The following is a 17,221-nucleotide window of genomic DNA, read 5'->3' as shown; positions in this document are numbered from 1 at the left end:
GTCTGCTAATACAGACAGGGGTTTTGTCGTTTAGAGGTTTGATAATTGACCCGCTCTTGCTGCTGGCTACTGATCGGTATTAAGAGGGCAGCTCAACGACGCTAACAAAACAGCCGACACCTGAAATCAGGCGACGGTTGCCTGGAAACAATAACGGATCAGAACTGGTCGCTTGCCGTCGCGCTGACATTACGCTCCTCACCCAGATAGCAGACGTTCAGGTTGGCACCGGATGCCATATAGGTCTCGTTGGTGAGGTCAGTCGAACATCCACACCTTTCAACTCCACCTTACCTGCATCGTACCCTCCTGAAGCGTCAGACAAGCTGTAGGTCGGCACCTTCATCGCGTTCCCTGCATCTGCCCATATACCCTACGTATCGCATCCCACCGCGAAGTCGCAAGCCGTCCAGGGCACCTACAGCGCGACGAAACCCCGATTTATCCGTTTCCATCAGGTCTTTCAAATAGACGCTATTTTGCTAAAGCCGTTGACGGAAGCGGGTCAGATGTATATCGCTGATTTTTGTCCTGCCTAACTATTCACCTCTACCGCCGGTCGGTTTCCTACTCAAAGTAACGATGGATCTCACAAATTTCTAAGATTTATGCTGTCTTGGCCGAAAGCCTGATGAGCCATGCGTGCACCGAAATAGAGCGACCCGAGAGTCTGCCTATCCCGTTACATGGAATGTTCCACTCGGCACGCTCACCCCCCTTTGGCAAAAGAAGTCGATGAAATGAATCTTAAGTTCAGTCATAAAATTCTGTTGGCCGCGTCAGGCGTCGTGGTTCTGGCCTTCGCGTTATTCACGCTCTACAACGACTACCTGCAGCGCAGCACCATCAAGCAAAACCTCGAGTCGTCTATCCAGCAATCAGGCGAGCTTACGGCCAGCAGCGTGCAGAACTGGCTCAGCGGGCGCATCCTGGTCCTCGAAAGCCTGGCGCAAAACGTTGCCCATCAGGGGAGTGGTGCCGACCTTCCAGGGCTGGTCGACCAGCCGGCGTTCACCTCAAACTTCCAGTTCACCTATGTCGGTCAAACCAACGGTGTGTTCACCCAGCGCCCTGACGCGAAGATGCCCGACGGTTACGACCCACGTCAGCGTCCCTGGTACAAGCAAGCAGTGGCCGCCGATAAAACCATGCTCACCCCGCCTTACATGGCTGCGGTGGGTGGGCAGATCGTAACCATCGCTCTGCCAGTCAAGAAGAACGGTGAACTGCTGGGCGTGGTCGGCGGTGACCTGAGCTTGCAAACCCTGGTGAAGATCATCAACTCGGTAGACTTCGGCGGTATCGGCCATGCGTTTCTGGTCAGCGCCGATGGCCAGGTGATCGTCAGTCCTGACCAGGACCAGGTCATGAAAAACCTCAAGGACATCTACCCAGGTACAAGTCTTCGTATCGAGAAGGTCAGCCAGGATGTCGTCCTGAACGGCCAGGACCGCATTCTTTCGTTCACTCCGATCAGCGGTTTGCCGGGTGCGGACTGGTACATCGGTCTCTCGATCGACAAGGACAAAGCCTACGCGCCACTGGGTAAGTTCCGTACTTCAGCGTTGATTGCCATGTTGATTGCGGTCGTAGCGATTGCCGTGCTGTTGAGCCTGCTGATTCAAGTACTGCTGCGTCCGCTGACCACCATGGGTACTGCCATGCAGGATATTGCCCAGGGCGAAGGCGATTTGACCCGTCGCCTGGACGTGACCAGTAAGGATGAGTTTGGCGAGGTTGGCAGTGCCTTCAACCAGTTCGTCGAGCGTATCCATGCCTCTATTTCCGAAGTCTCTTCGGCAACACGTCAGGTACACGATCTGTCCCAGCGTGTCATGGCGTCTTCCAACGCGTCGATCATCGGCTCTGACGAACAAAGCGCGCGTACCAACAGCGTGGCAGCGGCGATTAACGAGCTAGGCGCCGCCACCCAGGAAATTGCGCGCAACGCGGCCGATGCTTCGCAGCACGCCAGTGGTGCCAGTGAGCAGGCAGACGACGGTCGTAAGGTCGTAGAGAAAACCATCCTGGCGATGTCGGAACTGTCGCAAAAGATCAGCCTGTCCTGCACTCAGATCGAAACCCTGAACGCCAGCACCGACAACATTGGTCATATTCTCGATGTGATCAAAGGCATCTCCCAGCAAACCAACTTGTTGGCGCTCAATGCCGCGATCGAAGCTGCCCGTGCTGGGGAAGCCGGGCGTGGGTTTGCGGTGGTTGCGGATGAAGTGCGTAACCTGGCTCACCGTACTCAGGAGTCTGCGGAAGAGATCCATAAAATGATCACTTCGCTGCAAGTGGGTTCGCGTGAAGCGGTGACCACCATGAACGCCAGCCAGACCTCCAGCGAAGAAAGCGTTGAAGTGGCCAACCAGGCCGGTGCGCGCCTGGTCAGCGTGACGCAGCGAATCGTCGAGATCGATGGCATGAACCAATCGGTTGCTGCCGCCACCGAGGAGCAGACGGCGGTGGTTGAAACCCTCAACGTCGACATCAACCAGATCAACCTGCTGAATCAGCAGGGCGTGGCAAACCTCAACGAAACGCTCAAGGATTGCGATGCGCTGTCCCAGCAGGCCAGCCGACTGAAGCAACTGGTCGACAGCTTCAAGATCTGACCCACCTTATGCAGGGGCGAAGGCTTTCGCTCCTGCTCATCAGCCAAGCATCTTCCGCACATTCTCCAGGGCGCTGTCGGCGAAGGCCTGCACAAACAGTTCAAACTCCGCCTGCGGTGTATCGACCGGTTCGCCAATCAGGGTCCAGGTCGCCCTGGAGTATCCTGCACCGAGCACTTGCACGCTCATTGCGGCCCACAGTCGGGCGACACCCAACGTGTTGTAGAGAGTGGTCCACGTCATGTACATCGCGTCGTCGTTTCGGCTATTGAGCTGCTCGACGACACAATGGCCATCGTGGAAAAATTTCGTGCGCAAGGCGCCTACACCTGTGCCCGTCATTTCGATGTGCGAGAGGGCGGGAATGAAGGCATCAAATTCCGCAAAGTTGCCTACCACACTCCACAGGCGAGCGGCTTCGCACGCGACGTCGATAGACGCCTCCAAGGCGGAGCCATTCGGGTTGCGGATCAATGTATCGGGTTGCAGCAGTTTCATAAGGGTGTCCTGAAACGGTCAGAGAAATCCGATGGCCCTGAGGTGGTCGCAGCCCCTGCGCAACAGCGCCGGTTCCTTTTGCGGGTATTGCTCGCCCATGGATTCAACACCTTGGCGGGCGTTGTCGTGACAAATCATCGAGATGTCACTGATGTCTTCGGCAAGGTCATCCAGGTAGAAACCCAGCACACCAAACAGCGCGTTATCGCGACCCACCGTCTGTAGCTTTCTTTGCCAATGTGCAACGCTCACTCGTTCGAAGTGATGGCCCGCCCGGCTGAATGCATCAAGGTAGTGATCCCAGCTCAACGGTTGCGGGTTATGCAGGTTGAATACGTTTCGCCCGACAGCATATTGGCCGCAGTGGAACGCGACAAAACGGGCAAAGAAATCCACCGGCATGAGGTCGAAGTTCACGTTCAGGCGTGGCGCCATACCCAACTGCAGTGACCCTTTGAGCATCAGCATCAGGCGGTTGTTTTGCGGCTGGCAGACACCGCTGCGGCTGTTGAAGGCGATGTTGCCCGGTCGATAAATATTCACCCAGGCACCTTGCTCGATCGCACGCCCTAACAGCCGCTCGGCGACCCATTTGGACAGGTTGTAGCCATTCTTGAGGTAGAGCGGCAACGTGGCCACCGCCGGTGTTTCGAGGATGTACCCGCGGGCGTCGATGCTGCTGCACGCCGACAGCGTCGAGATGAAATTGAAAACCTTTTTGCAGTGGGTTTCACACAGTCGCAGGCACTCCAGCACCGAATCGACGTTGTCACTGGCCAGTGAGGCGTAATCCATCACATGATTGACCCGCGCTGCGTTGTGCACCAATGCCCCATGGCTGTGGGCGAGTCGCTCATACACATCGCAGGCCAGGCCCAGACGAGGCAGGCTGATATCGGCGGCGTATACCTGCACCCGGCTCAGGTCCAAATGCTCCAGGCGATACTCGCGTAATGCCTGGGTAAACCGCGCCGTGGCGCAGTGGCCCGGCTGTTCACGCACCAGACACGCCACCTCCAGTACACCCCCTGCCAATAACGCTTCGACGAGATGCACGCCGACAAAACTGTTGGCGCCTGTGACGATCACCTTGCGCGGATCGCCAGTGCGGTCTTCGTGCAGCATTTCTATATTCAGCGCCTGCGATGCATCCTGCTCCGCCTGGCCTGACGGTACTTCAGGTAGCGCGCCGTCCTCCATCAGCACGGTGAGCGTACGAATCGTCGGAGTTTCAAAGAAACGGCTCAATGAGAGGCTGCGGCCAAACGCTTCGCGCAAACGCAGCAGCAGGGTCGACAGCAGGATGGAATGACCGCCGAGGTTGAAAAAGCTGTCATCAATCGAGAAGTCATCGCCGGGCACGTCCAGCAATTCGCTCCACAGCGCCACCAGCCGCGTTTGGAGAGGTGTTTGCGCTGGGCGTCTGGCGACGTGGTGGGTAGCGTGCTTCGGCATCGCCAGCAACGCCACGCGGTCGATCTTGCCATGGCTGGTGCGCGGCATCGTTGGCAACTCGGTCCACACTGCCGGGTGCATATAATCCGGCAGCCACTGCTGTGCATATCGCTTCAGGCCAGCCACCGTGGCGTCCGGTTCGGGCTGGGCGACAACGCAGAAAATCCTGCGATCACCATCGATCACCACAGCCACTTGGCGGAATAATCGACTGGCGCGCAGGCACTGCTCGATCTCTTGGGGCTCGACCCGAAAGCCACGGATCTTCACTTGGTCATCCCGCCGGCCGCCCAGCTCGATACCGTCCGGCGTCCATTTCGCCAAGTCACCGCTGCGGTAGGCCTGCAGCGTCCGGCCATCAGGCAGTGTCAACACCATGAACGGGTCGTCGACCTGCGGCGGCGCATTCACATACCCCAGGCTTACGCCAGGGCCGACGATGTATAGATCGCCCGTCACCTGTTCATCCACCGGTTGCAGCTTGTCGTCGAGGATCAACACTTGGCTGTTCGCGATGGGGCGGCCCAGGTTGCGATTGCTGTCACCGGGCTGAAACGTCCGGTGGGTGACCAGCACCGTAGTCTCGGTAGGGCCGTAGAAATTGTGCAAGGGGTACTGGCTCGCCAATCGTTCGATCACATGCGGCTCGCAGGCATCACCACCGGTCAACAGATGGCTAAGGCCCAAAGGCTGATCCAACGGCAGAATGCTGAGTAGCGCGGGCGGCAGAAAAGCATGGCTGATGCGCTGGTGGCGAATCAGCTCAACCAACTGACGAGGATCGCGCCGCTGGGCTTCGCTTGGAACGATCAACTCGGCACCGGCTATCAAGGCAGGGAAAATATCGATCAGCGATGAGTCGAAACTCAGCGGCGACAATTGCAGTACACGGCTCTGTTCGTCCAGCGCCAGGCAGGTACCGAACCAGGCCGTGAAATGCGCAAGGTTGCGTTGACTCAGCAGTACGCCCTTCGGTTGGCCAGTGGTGCCCGAGGTGAAAAGCGCGATGCAGGGAGCTTCGATGCAGGGGCGATGGTGCATCAAGGGCTGCGTAGTGTCGGCCAGGGCCATGTCGACAGTGCAGACATTCAGGGTAACGAAATAGTCGCGCAGAGGGTGTTGGCCATCATCGAGCAACACCTTGGTCCTGGCGCTTTGCAGCATCGCTTGATGGCGCTGTGACGGATGCTCCGGCGCCAGGGGCAGGTAGACCGCGCCGCAGCCCAACACCGCGAGAATACTGGCGTACAGCTCGACAGATTTTTCCAGGCACACGCCGATCACCGGGGGCGACTCAATGCCCTCCAACAGCGGCCGCATGCGTTGCTGGATCGACAGGGCCCGCTCTTGTAATTGACGGTAAGTCAGCAAGGCGCCCTCGATGTTCAGCGCCGTCCGTTCTGCGAAGGTATGGAGACTGATCTGTAGCCGTTCGATTATCGGCACCTGGGCCGCCTGCAATAGCGCCGGCTGCGCAGTGCGATTGAATCGATGCATAAATGCCAGTGCATCCAGCCCTTTCAAACCGTACTCGGGCCACGTGTTGGCCGTGGTTACTGCCGTGAAGAACTCTGGGTCCCTCGAGAAGCCGCTGACCAGCAAGGCGACGCACTCGACCAGTGCGTTCGTCGCCTGTCGGCGCAAACGTTGGCCGTTGCCGCTGGGCTCCTCGGCAACGTCCTGCACCGCCAGCAAGCGCTGGTCATGGCCATAGCAACGCAACTGCACAGAGGGAAGCCCGTAGTCGGACTCTGGGCCGATACCCACGCGCAGGCTTATCCACTGGGCTTTGTCGGAACGTGTGGACGGTGGTTGGCTGCCGTCCTCAATGAGCACATCAAGGGCTTCTGTTGCGCTGACATGCCCGTATTGCTCGAGCGTTTGCCTGACTGCCTCCAAAGCCTCGCTCGTGCCGCTCCATCCAATCGTCAAGCGCCTCATGCCGGCCTCCGCGTGTCGGGGAGGTAGTCGCTCAGGGCACGCGCGACGCTGGGTGTGTTCAGCACGCCGCTCTGGTGCAGGAACCCCATGATGTTGCCAAGCAGGGGGTGCTGGCGGGTGATGGGAAAGTCCAGCGCTGCGACTTCGGCCCGCAGGGTCTGTCGGGTATTGGCGCTGACGTCCAGGTGTTCGATCAGGTGTAGATCGAAGCTTTTTTGCAGATCGTTGGTCAGGTAATGCGCCAAAAAAATTGGCAGGATTTCGGCGATGCTGTCGCGATCGCTCGGGCTTGCCGCCTGCCAGTAGATACGCACCAATTGCGTCCAGAACTGTGCATGGCGCCCTTCGTCAAACAAGTGATCGGCCATCAGGCCACGGATGGATGGCTTGACACTGTCGTCCTTGGAAAACGCCGCTACCGCATGGGTGACGGTGTTCTCGGCGATGGCTACGCAAATCAACTCCACGGCATCGCGCAGGTGTGGTGCTGCCAGCGCCCGCGCTGCCGGCAGGGCACGGCTCAGTTCGATTTGCCCGGGTAGTTCGAGCGGTTGTATGCCGGTCATTTCCACGGTCTGTTGCAGGAAATCCAATGCGACCAGCGCGTGGTAATCCTCATCCACCACGACGGTCATCGCATCCACCCGACAGGCGAGAGGAAAGGGCAGCGAGAAGCGATTCTTGGCGATACTACGGGCGGTCTTGTCGACGATTTCGGTTTCGAAAATCACCACATCATTGATGAATTTGTAGAAGCTTTGCACCAGCACGAAATCGCGCCACTGCGGGCAGTGTTCGAGGAAGGTCGCAGTGAGTACCAGCGGCTGGCGGCACAAGGGGTAGATCAATCTGTCATCGTTTTCGAGCAAGCGCCGAGGGCGGGTGCGGATGGTTGCCCGGCGTTCCCAGTCTTCGGCAAAGGAGCGGTAGTCGGCGGCAATCATGCTTGCACCTCTTGCAGCGCGGCACTTACGTCGTCCCACAAGCTGAGTCGGCTTTCCACGGCGGCGAGGGCGAAGTCATCTGCCTGGCGTTGGCGCGCCGAGTCAGCGCCGATCAGGCGTTGGAGCAAATGCTCTGCCCCCGGCCCATGTTCCTGGGAGTCCAATGCGATGTGACGGCTGAGGTAGTGGCACAAGGTCGGCGCCTGGCGTTCAATCAATGCGTTGCCATGCAGAATGCGTTCGAACATCGACGGTATGACACTCTCGCGGCCATGCAAGAAGGCCGCTGCCACGCAGTGGGTCGGTGCGTTCAGCGCGATCTGTAACGTGCTGTCGACGAAGCGGGCCACGCCTGGCAGCACATTGATCAGCTGCAGGGCCGTGCTTGCTTCGACGCCCTGATGCTGCAGCTCAATGAAGCGCCGGACAGTGGTGGTATCGGCGCCTGCCTCGTCCATGGCTTCCAGATACAGTTCAAAGTGGCTGCAAGCGCCTCGCGTTGGGTGTTCGTCCGATTCTTCGCCGAGCACGATTTCATTAATGAGGCGTGCGGCGAGTGGGTCCGCCGGTGGGAGCCAGGGCAATTGCGTGCAGGTCAGATCTTGCTGCAGGCGTTTGGTCAGTGTCATGAAGTCCCAAACGGCAAACACATGGTGTTCCATGAAAAGTTGTAACTTGTTAAGTGAAGTTATTTCTGTAAATAACGGATGGCTGCACAACTGCAGTTTTTTTTGTTCAAGTAAGTGTTGATGCATGGTTGACGCCTATAAGTTGTTGCGACTGTTCTGGAAACAGTGGTGAGGTGTTTAATTCAATATGAAAAGATGACGTTTAGCCCATCATGCGCGCGGCGCTGGCCGAGGATCGGTCTGCGCTGCCGTATGAGGTGTGTGTTTTATTGAGGGCGGATAATAATCTGATTAAACGTTTTGATGAGCTTGTAAAAGTATTAGATGGTTTTTCGGAAAATGGTTTGTTGTGAGTGAGCTGCTTGATTAGTTGTCGGATATTTCCTTGGAATAAACGGGCTTATTTAAATCGAATTGTTGGATCTGGCGTATGACTGTGCGAAGGCTCCATGATGGGAGGGGAGCCCCGCACTGTATAGGTAAGGTGTAGGCGCAGCGCTTTAGAAGTTTACTGCGCGCTAGTCTTTTCGTTGGCTTCAAGACTATTGAGATAAGTGGAGATCACCTCCATCCCTCGCGTCAGGTGATTGCGTAGCGTCAGAATACTTTCGTCGACTTTCTTCTGCGCCACCAGGCTCAACAGTTCCCGGTGGTCTTCCTGAGACGTCTCGCCCAGCCCCATCGCCTCGAGGTTGAAGCGCAGGAAGCGTTCCTCCTCATTCAGACCGTGCTCAACCAATTTGAGCAACCGCTGGTTGGGCGCCTTGCCATACAGCGCCATGTGGAACAGGCGATTGAGCCGGCCAATCTCGGTATAGTCCTTCTCGCGTTCCAGTGCATTGATGCAGGCGTCGGCTTGCGCAATGTCCGCGTCGGTGAGCAGCGGAATCGATAAGCGCAGCGCTTCGGATTCCAGCAGCATGCGCAGTGCGTAGGTCTCGGCCGAATTATCTTCGATCAACGGTGCAACCACGGCGCCTTTGTGGGTCACCACATGCAGTAAGGATTGGGCTTCCAATTGGCGCAAGGCTTCGCGCACGGGCATGCGGCTGACGCCGAACAGGCTGGCCAGTTCCTGCTGGCGCATCGCGGTACCACAGGGCAAGCGGCCATCGAGAATGGCATTGCGCAACGTTTCTTCAATAACGGCGCGAGCAAGATGGGCTGGGATAGGCCCGCTGGTTTTGATGCTGCTCAAAGGGTTCGGCTTCTGCGTCACGGTTACGCTATCCTCCTTGCTTGAATAAAGTGTGTTTAATTGGATCCAATGCACACTAAAGATGGGTCACACACTTGTCAAACAGCCAGGGTTTCAGTTTGTAAGGGCTTACGGGGTCTACTTTGAGCATCCCACAAGGGGCGTTTATAAATTCGGACCGCTTATCAATGATTGCACTGTGCCATTGTTTTTTGGTGGTTGAAGCTTCACCATCCCTGAAATTCCGTCTCTCTTCACGGACTGAACGCCTTGGCGGTAAGTTTTATTCCCTCTCGAATTCTAAGCTGGCTACTTTCAGCGATTTTGTTGGCTGGCTTGATGCCCGGCGGGCTGCATGCCGATTGGGATTTCTCTCAGATCAGCCGCAACGCCACCGCTTTGTACGGGCCGCTGGGGGAGGGCCAGCAGCGTATCGACGCCTGGCAGCGGCTGCTGGCGACCGAAAAGAAGGTCGACGAACAGGAGCAGCTCAAGGTCGTGAACCTGTTCTTCAACAAGCAAATGACTTATGTGGAAGACATCGACCTGTGGCACGTGGTCGACTATTGGGAGACCCCCATCGAAGCGCTGTGGAAAGGTGCCGGAGATTGTGAGGACTACGCAATCGCCAAGTATTTCAGCCTGCGTCACCTGAGCGTCTCCAGCGACAAATTGCGCATTACTTACGTCAAGGCCTTGCGTCAGAATCGCGCGCACATGGTGCTGACGTATTATCCGACGCCCGAAGCCATCCCGCTGGTGCTCGACAGCCTGATGGACGAGATTCTGCCGGCGACCCGCCGTACCGACTTGGTCCCGGTGTACTCATTCAACGCCGAGGGCTTGTACTTGCCTGGCGCCAAGGGCAACAAGAAAGTCGGTGACACCAAACGCTTGTCGCGCTGGCAGGATGTGTTGAGAAAAATGCGTGCGGAAGGCTTCCCGGCCGAGCCTGCCAACTAGGAGTAACTGATCGGATGTCTCTGTTCAAACAACTATTGATCGCAATCTGTCTGTTCCTGGTGGTCGCCTTCAGCGGCAGCTTCATGGTCAGCCTCGAAAGCTCGCGCACCCAATACGTCAACCAACTGCGCTCCCATGCACAGGACGCGGCGACCGCGTTGGCGCTGTCGCTGACACCGAATATCGACGACCCGGCCATGGTGGAATTGCTGGTCAGCTCGATCTTCGACAGCGGCTATTACGCCAGCATCCGCGTAGTGGATTTGGCCACGGATAAAACCATCGTCGAACGCAGCGGTATTCCTGACAACAACGGCGTGCCCAACTGGTTCGTCAAACTCATCGGTCTGGAGCCGGCCGGTGGTGATGCGCTGGTCAGCCGCGGCTGGGAACAGGCGGCGCGTGTGGAGGTGGTCAGCCACCCGATGTTCGCCCTGGCCAAACTCTGGCAAAGCGCCTTGGGCAGCCTTGGCTGGTTGCTGTTGTGCGGTGCGGTGAGTGCGGTGCTTGGCGCGTTGTTGCTGCGTCGGCAGTTGAAGCCGTTGGACTACATGGTCAAGCAGTCCCACGCCATCGCTCGTCGCGAGTTCCTCAGCTTGCCTGACCTGCCACGCACGCCGGAACTGCGGCGCGTGGTGCAGGCCATGAACCAGATGGTAGAAAAGCTCAAGGCGTTGTTCCAGGAACAAGCGGAGCGCAGCGAAAAACTGCGCATCGAATCCTATCAGGACAACCTCACCGGCCTCGCCAACCGTCGTTATTTCGAGATGCAGCTCAACGCGCGCGTCAGCAACCCGGAAGAGACTAACTCCGGCTATCTGCTGCTATTGCGGGTCAAGGACCTGGCCGGTCTCAACCAGCGCCTGGGTGGCCAGCGCACCGACCAGTTGCTGCAAGCGGTCGGCGAACAACTGCTGCGCCAATGCGAGCCTTATCCGGAAACCCACAACCTCGTCACCCGTATCCGTGGCGGTGAGTTCGCGGTGCTGGCGCCGGGGCTGATGCGTGAAGAAGCACTGCAGTTGGCGCAGAACCTTGAAAGCACCTTGCTCAGCCTTCAAGCGACCGCCGCCAGTGATGTCACGCCGGTCGCCTACATCGGCCTGGCGCCGTTTAGCCATGGCGATTCACCGCAGGCCTTGTTGACCCTGGCTGACCAGGCCCTGGCCCAGGCCGAAGGGCAGGGCGACACCAGTTGGGTGTGCCTCGACCACAGCGCCGCCGCCAGCGTGGGTGACGACCACCATGCCTGGCACACATTGTTGGACCAGGCCCTGACCCAGCAGCGTTTCCAGCTGTACTTCCAACCGGTTGTCGCCAGCCAGGACCCGCAATTGGTCTTGCACTACAAAGTGCTGTCGCGCTTGCAGGATGAAGACGGCCACACGATCCCGGCCGGGCGTTTCCTGCCGTGGCTTGAACGTTTCGGCTGGACCGCACGCCTGGACCGCCTGATGCTGGAGCAAGTGCTCAAGCAGATGGCCAGTCACACTCACAGCCTGGCGCTGAACCTCTCGGCCGCAACCCTGCAGGACGCTCAGGCGCTGAATCGGATTTTTGAACTGTTACGCCAGCACAGCAACCTGGGCCCACGCCTGACCCTGGAAATCGGCGAAGAACAATTGCCGGAACAGGCCTTGCTGGAGCAGTTGACCCAGCGCCTGCGCGAGCTGGGATTCTCCCTGAGCCTGCAGCGTTTTGGTGGGCGGTTCAGCATGATCGGCAACCTGGCACGGCTGGGCCTGGCGTACCTGAAGATCGACGGCAGCTACATCCGCGCCATCGACCAGGAAAGCGACAAGCGCCTGTTTATCGAGGCGATCCAGCGCGCTGCCCACAGCATCGACCTGCCGTTGATCGCCGAGCGTGTGGAGACCGAGGGGGAGTTGAAAGTGATTCGCGAGATGGGGATTTTCGGCGTGCAGGGTCAACTGTTTGGTGAGCCTGCGCCCTGGAAGTAACCCAAACCTAATGTGCAAGCAGGCTTATGTGGGAGCTGGCTTGCCTGCGATTGCATCACCTCGGGTGTGACTGACATACCGAGGTGTCTGCATCGCGGGCAAGCCCGGCTCCCACACAAGCTTACCGTTGAAATTCTTGGGTTCAGATCAACCCAGTCTCTTCATCATCGATCAAATGGCTCAACCCACCCAATGCTTCCCGTGCGTGGGTACGGTCCATCAACTTGGCCTGTGCCGCCGGCGGCAGGTCCGTCACGCTGATGACACCCTTGCGGGTCAGCACCTGTATCAAGTCGTCCAGTACCCGGATCATCTCCAGGTCGCTCTGCTTGAGCTGCGCCAGGCTGGTTTCCACCACTTCGTTGGCGTACCAGGCCTGGATCTCATGGTGATCGGCCGGCAGGGTTTCGGTCGACTCGGCAAAGGCGGCGGCCTCCACGCGACTCAATGCACCCTGTGCATCACGTTGCACGTAAAACATAACAAACCCTCGAAAATGAGCCACACGCGTTCACCAGCATAGGTCAATGGTGTGTTTATGGGCGCGAGTATGCGATGCAACCCTGCGCCAGGGCCAGCCACCTGTCGTCCAAATAAATCGGCCGCCCCTGGGGGCGGCCGATAAACCGAGGCTTAGGCGGTGTGGTCGATCTTGATGGTCGGGTCGGCACCACTGATCAGCGAGTTGATGCTGGTGTGCGACCAATCGTTGCCTTCCAGCTTGATCGTCACGTCAGCGTTGGCCAGGCCGCCGGCGGCGTTGAGCTTGCCTTCGCTGCTGATTTGCAGGGTCGACACGCCCTCTACCGTGGTGATCTTGAGGTAGTTGTCGATGGTGCTGTCCGTCTCACCTTTCAACAGATCCTTGAGATCGATCCGGTCACCTTCCGACGCCTTGAAGTCCTTGATCACATCGTTGCCGATGTCACCGGCCTTCCACACGAAGGTGTCGGCCCCCGAACCGCCAATCAGGATGTCGTTGCCCGGGCCGCCGATCAAGGTGTCGTTACCGGTACCGCCCAGCAGGATGTCATTGCCTTTGCCGCCGTCCAGGTAGTCATTGCCGCCCTGGCCGAACAGGATGTCATCACCGGTGCCGCCCAGCAGCGTGTCGTTGCCGTCCTTGGCGCCGGACACATCGAAGTCTGCGTAATGCTCGGTCACGTACTGATGCACGTTCGAGGTGGTCACCGCCGAGACGGCTACACCGGTTTTCTGCGCGACGAAGGCCTGCAGTGCGTTGTAACCCTCGCCGGTAATCCCGCTGAAGCTCACCAGGTCGCCGAAGATGATGTCATTGCCGTCACCACCGTTGATGGTGTCGGAGCCTGGCAATGTTGCCTCGGTGTGGCCGAGGATGGCATTGGCCAGATCCTTCGGATCGATGTTGCTTTGCGGTTTGCCATCGCTGTCGTACGGCTTCAGGTCGTTGAGGGTGACATCGCTGTTGATGCCGATCGCTTCAACTTGCGACAGCCCACCCAGCAGCGCAAAGGCGCTTTGGGCGTTGCTCAGTGTCGCCGAGTCGGTGCTGCTGCCCGCGCCCGCAAGGTTGGACAGCTCGAAGGTGCCGTCACCTTGGGCATGGACAGTGCCCAGATTGCTGCTGTACCACCTGTTGCCACTCAGGGTCTGGAGTACAGCATTGCCCGAGGAGTCGATGCTGAAGTAGTGAGTGCTGTCCAGATACTTGGCGACCGTCGTGCCTGGTGTGTAGTTGGCGGTGGTCACCACATCATCGAACTTGACGTTGCCATACAGCGTCGGGTTGGTCTGCTCGCCGCTTTGGTAGTACGTCGGCTGGCCGTCGGTGATGAAGTAGGTCAGGTTGGTGGCACCGGTGTTGCCGGTGGCCAGGCCGCTCTGGAAGAAGTTGGCCGTGGTCTTGAATACGTCTTCATAGTTGGTACCACCGCCGGACACCATCGAATCCAGCACCGCCTTGAGCAAGACGAGAGCGTTTGGATCGTTGAGGTTGATCGCGACCGACTTGTTCACCTGGGTATCGAAATCCGCCAGGAAGATATTCACACTCCCGGACGTGTTGGCGCCCAGGCTGTCTTTGAGCGAATTGAACACCGATGTCAGCGACGCCTTCGCCGCGTTGATCGAGGTGGTGCTCATACTGCCGGAACTGTCCACCATGAACGCGATGTTGTAGTTCTTGCCCTGCACCACGTTCAGGCCGCCGATATCGGCCACGACGATGTCGTTGCCATCGGTGCCGGTGATGTTGTCACTGCCCGAAGTGCCCGTCACCGAGCTGTAGGTGGCCGGGTACACCGTGACCGGCAATTGCGCGGTGGTGATGGCCGAACCGCCGAGGCTTTCGGTGGAGGTCGAGGTGACGGTCAGGTTGAACTGGCCGCTGTAGTAGGTCGGCGGCTTGATCGTCAGGGTGCTCAGGTCCCAGCCGGTGACGTTGACTTCGCCCACGGTCTTGGTGGCCGTGAAGGTGTGCCCGGAAGCATCGGTCAGTACCGAACCGGCCGGTACGCCGCCGATCTTCACGCTCAAGGTCTCGGAGCCGTCAGTGTCGGTCAGCGCGGTGGTGACCTTGGACAGCTTCACGGTGCCGTTTTCCTGGCCTTCGTTGAGCTTGTAGCCCACGTAGTAACCGTCACCGTTGCTGCCATGCAGGTCGGACACGGTCACGCCGGCGTTGGTCAGGTCAGTGATACCGGTATACAACGGCACGCCGCTGGTGCTCAGGTCCTGGACCGCGCCGCCGTTGACCGACAGGTTGACGTCATAGCTGCCAGGGCCGGACTGGTTGGCGTGGTAGATCTCAAGGCTGTAGTAACCGCTCACCGTCGGGGTGAAAGTGCCGGTGAACTTGCCGCTGTTGGTGCCCCACTGCGCGCTGGCCACATCTTTGCCGCCGACGTTGATCACCAGGCTGTCATCGCCGGTACCGCTGAAGGTGTAGGACTTGCCGGCTTCCATGTACATCAGGCCGGAGATCTTCGAGCCTGCACCTGCTGCGACGTTGGCGGTGGACTCGACATTGGTCACGACCCCGCTGCTGTTCGGCGTGCCGGCGTTATCAATCGCGTTTTTCAGGTCGGCCGGTGCCGCGCCGTTACCGTTAGTGCCGATACCCGCGATGCTGTTCCAGCTTTGCTTGATCAGGCCGATCGAGCTCACGTTGTTGTCGGCCACAGTCAGGGTCGGTGCGTCAGCTACCGGCGTGATATCGACTTTCACCGTGGCGCTATTGCCCAAGTCCTTGCCATCAGTCGGCTGGAACTTGAACTGCGCGTAATCGGCCTGCTGGTTGCCGATGCCGGTGCCGCCATAACCGTTGGTGCCGGACTCGTTGGCGTTAGGCATGAAGCGCAACTGGCCGCCGTCGATCTGGGCTTTGGTGAAGGTTTGGCCAGCGGTTACGTTGGTCCAGGTGGCGCCATCCGCCGCCAGGTATTGCAGTTTGCCGGCCACCGGCAGGTCGGTGATCTTCACGCCGAGGCTGGCTTGTGGCGAGTCCACATCGGTGACGCCGAAGTTGGCCCAGGTCAGTGCCAGCGCCGTATCTTCAGTGCCGGTCACGGCGCTGCCAGTGGCTACCGGCGGATCGTTGACGGCCACGACGTTAATCGTGGTGGTGGCGACGTTGGAGTAGTTGCCGCCATCGGTCACGGTCACGGTAATCACGCGCGGCGTGGTGCTCGGGTCGTGGCTGCTGTTGGTGAACGTGATGTTCTTGATCTGCTGCATGTAGTCAGCCAGCGACGCCGTGCCGGTCAGTGTCAGCGTGATCTTGCCCGTGGCAGGGTCAGTCGTCGGGGTCACGGTGATGCCGGTGACGTTGGTGACGTTCAGCGAGTCGCCTTGCTGAGTGTTGGTCAGCACCACGGTGGCGCCGGTCAGTTGGGTGCTGTCCGGATCGGTAATCTTGATATCGGTGTCAGCAATCGACACGCCAGTGCCGCCTTCGGTGAACGACGTCTTATAGTCGGCACCCGTGGCGCCGCTGGAATTGTTGGCATCCAGGTCGATAACCGGCGGCGCATCGTTGTCGATGATGTTGGTGCTGACGCTGCCATTGCCGATCACCAGGCTCTCGAAGTTGCCACCGGTGGTCTTGTCGATGGTGATGACAATCTGTTCCGTCGGCTCGGTGATCTTGTCGTCGATCGTGGCGATGTTAAACGGCACGCTGCTGGAGCCGGCCGGGATCTTCACGGTGTATACGCCGTTGAAGTCCGAACCGTCGGTGGCGGTACCGCTGTACTTGAGCGTCACGGTCATATCGGTTTGTGCCGGGTTGCTCAGGGTCAGCGTGTAGTGCGCAGTGCCGCCTTCAGTCACCGAAGCGTCGCCGGTGATGCTGATGGTGGTGCTGTTAACTTCATCCGTCACTTTGGTGACCACGGTGCTGCCGTCGACGATCAGGTGTTCGTACTTGTCGCCGCCGCTGACTACGCCAGTGATCTTGGTGCTGACATCATTGGCACCCACGTACACGTCGTTAGGCGCAACAGCCGTAACGGTGCTGCTGGACTTGCCGTTGCCGATGGTAATGGTCGAGCCGTTATCCAGCTTCACCACCAAGTCGGAACCGACGTTGGTCACTGCTGCACTATTCTTGTCGACCAGGGAGGCGGTGTAGACGATCTGGCCGCCCTCATTGACCGAACCGGTGGCCTTGAGCGAGACGGTCACGTCATCGATGGTGTCGTTGATCGTGGTAGTCGCGCCGCCTGGGGTGATGCTCACACCCTCGAAGTTACCGCCGGTAGTGCCGGTGATCTTGACGGTCTGGACGCTCTTGTCGATGAACACGTCATCACTCGGAGCAGGGACGGTCACCGTGCCTACGGTCGCACCTTGCTTGATGGTGATGCTGGCGCCGTTATCGAGCTGGACCACCATGTCGGTGCCGGCCTTGTTGCTCAAGGTGGCGGTGTAGGTGATCTGGCCGCCTTCGTTGACTGCGCTTGGTGCGGTCAGCGTGACGCTGGTGAGGTCGGTGGTGCCCGGTGTGTCGGTGACGGTGGTGTTCACCGGC

9 protein-coding genes and 2 pseudogenes are annotated in these 17,221 nt (G+C 58.9%); 3 read left to right on the top strand and 8 right to left on the bottom strand.

What is annotated here, in order from left to right; all coding sequences use genetic code 11:
• Window positions 1-158: 158 nt before the first annotated feature.
• Window positions 159-419 (bottom strand): annotated as a pseudogene (locus ACI77D_RS28935) (TonB-dependent siderophore receptor); the annotation flags it as partial.
• A gap of 321 nt (window positions 420-740) precedes the next feature.
• Here ACI77D_RS28935 and ACI77D_RS28930 point away from each other — a divergent pair.
• Complete coding sequence (locus tag ACI77D_RS28930; protein WP_064450081.1) at window positions 741-2,621, top strand: methyl-accepting chemotaxis protein; 1,881 nt, start codon at window positions 741-743, stop codon at window positions 2,619-2,621.
• A gap of 39 nt (window positions 2,622-2,660) precedes the next feature.
• Here the strand turns inward: ACI77D_RS28930 and ACI77D_RS28925 are convergent, their stop codons facing one another.
• The 5 genes from ACI77D_RS28925 to ACI77D_RS28905 all read right to left on the bottom strand — a co-directional run bounded on the left by ACI77D_RS28925 (window position 2,661) and on the right by ACI77D_RS28905 (window position 9,307).
• Entirely contained in the window at window positions 2,661-3,119 is a 459-nt protein-coding gene (locus ACI77D_RS28925) for an SRPBCC family protein (RefSeq protein WP_221293594.1), read from the bottom strand.
• An 18-nt stretch (window positions 3,120-3,137) separates the two neighbouring features.
• Complete coding sequence (locus ACI77D_RS28920; protein ID WP_407018047.1) at window positions 3,138-6,515, bottom strand: amino acid adenylation domain-containing protein; 3,378 nt, start codon at window positions 6,513-6,515, stop codon at window positions 3,138-3,140.
• Entirely contained in the window at window positions 6,512-7,459 is a 948-nt protein-coding gene (locus ACI77D_RS28915; RefSeq protein WP_407018046.1) for a diiron oxygenase, read from the bottom strand. Before ACI77D_RS28915 ends, ACI77D_RS28920 begins: the two co-directional genes overlap by 4 nt.
• A complete protein-coding gene (locus ACI77D_RS28910; RefSeq protein ID WP_407018045.1) occupies window positions 7,456-8,214 on the bottom strand; it encodes a DUF3050 domain-containing protein in 759 nt (252 codons plus the stop codon). Before ACI77D_RS28910 ends, ACI77D_RS28915 begins: the two co-directional genes overlap by 4 nt.
• Window positions 8,215-8,596: 382 nt before the next feature.
• Window positions 8,597-9,307 carry a GntR family transcriptional regulator gene (locus ACI77D_RS28905; RefSeq protein ID WP_221293597.1) on the bottom strand — a complete coding sequence of 237 codons (711 nt, stop codon included), beginning with the start codon at window positions 9,305-9,307 and terminating at the stop codon, window positions 8,597-8,599.
• Between the two features lie 249 nt (window positions 9,308-9,556).
• Here ACI77D_RS28905 and lapG point away from each other — a divergent pair, with 249 nt between their 5' ends.
• Entirely contained in the window at window positions 9,557-10,249 is a 693-nt protein-coding gene (gene lapG, locus ACI77D_RS28900) for a cysteine protease LapG (protein WP_407018044.1), read from the top strand.
• Window positions 10,250-10,263: 14 nt separating this feature from the next.
• A complete protein-coding gene (gene lapD / locus ACI77D_RS28895; protein WP_064450088.1) occupies window positions 10,264-12,210 on the top strand; it encodes a cyclic di-GMP receptor LapD in 1,947 nt (648 codons plus the stop codon).
• Between the two features lie 142 nt (window positions 12,211-12,352).
• Here the strand turns inward: lapD and ACI77D_RS28890 are convergent, their stop codons facing one another.
• On the bottom strand, window positions 12,353-12,691 hold the full coding sequence (locus ACI77D_RS28890; protein ID WP_064450089.1) for a hypothetical protein: 339 nt from the start codon (window positions 12,689-12,691) through the stop codon (window positions 12,353-12,355).
• Between the two features lie 152 nt (window positions 12,692-12,843).
• Window positions 12,844-17,221: pseudogene (locus ACI77D_RS28885) on the bottom strand (LapA family giant adhesin); the annotation flags it as partial.

This window comes from Pseudomonas sp. O39 (genome assembly GCF_045447295.1).
GTDB lineage: Bacteria > Pseudomonadota > Gammaproteobacteria > Pseudomonadales > Pseudomonadaceae > Aquipseudomonas > Aquipseudomonas antarctica_A.
This window is presented reverse-complemented; position numbering and strand designations above follow the sequence as displayed.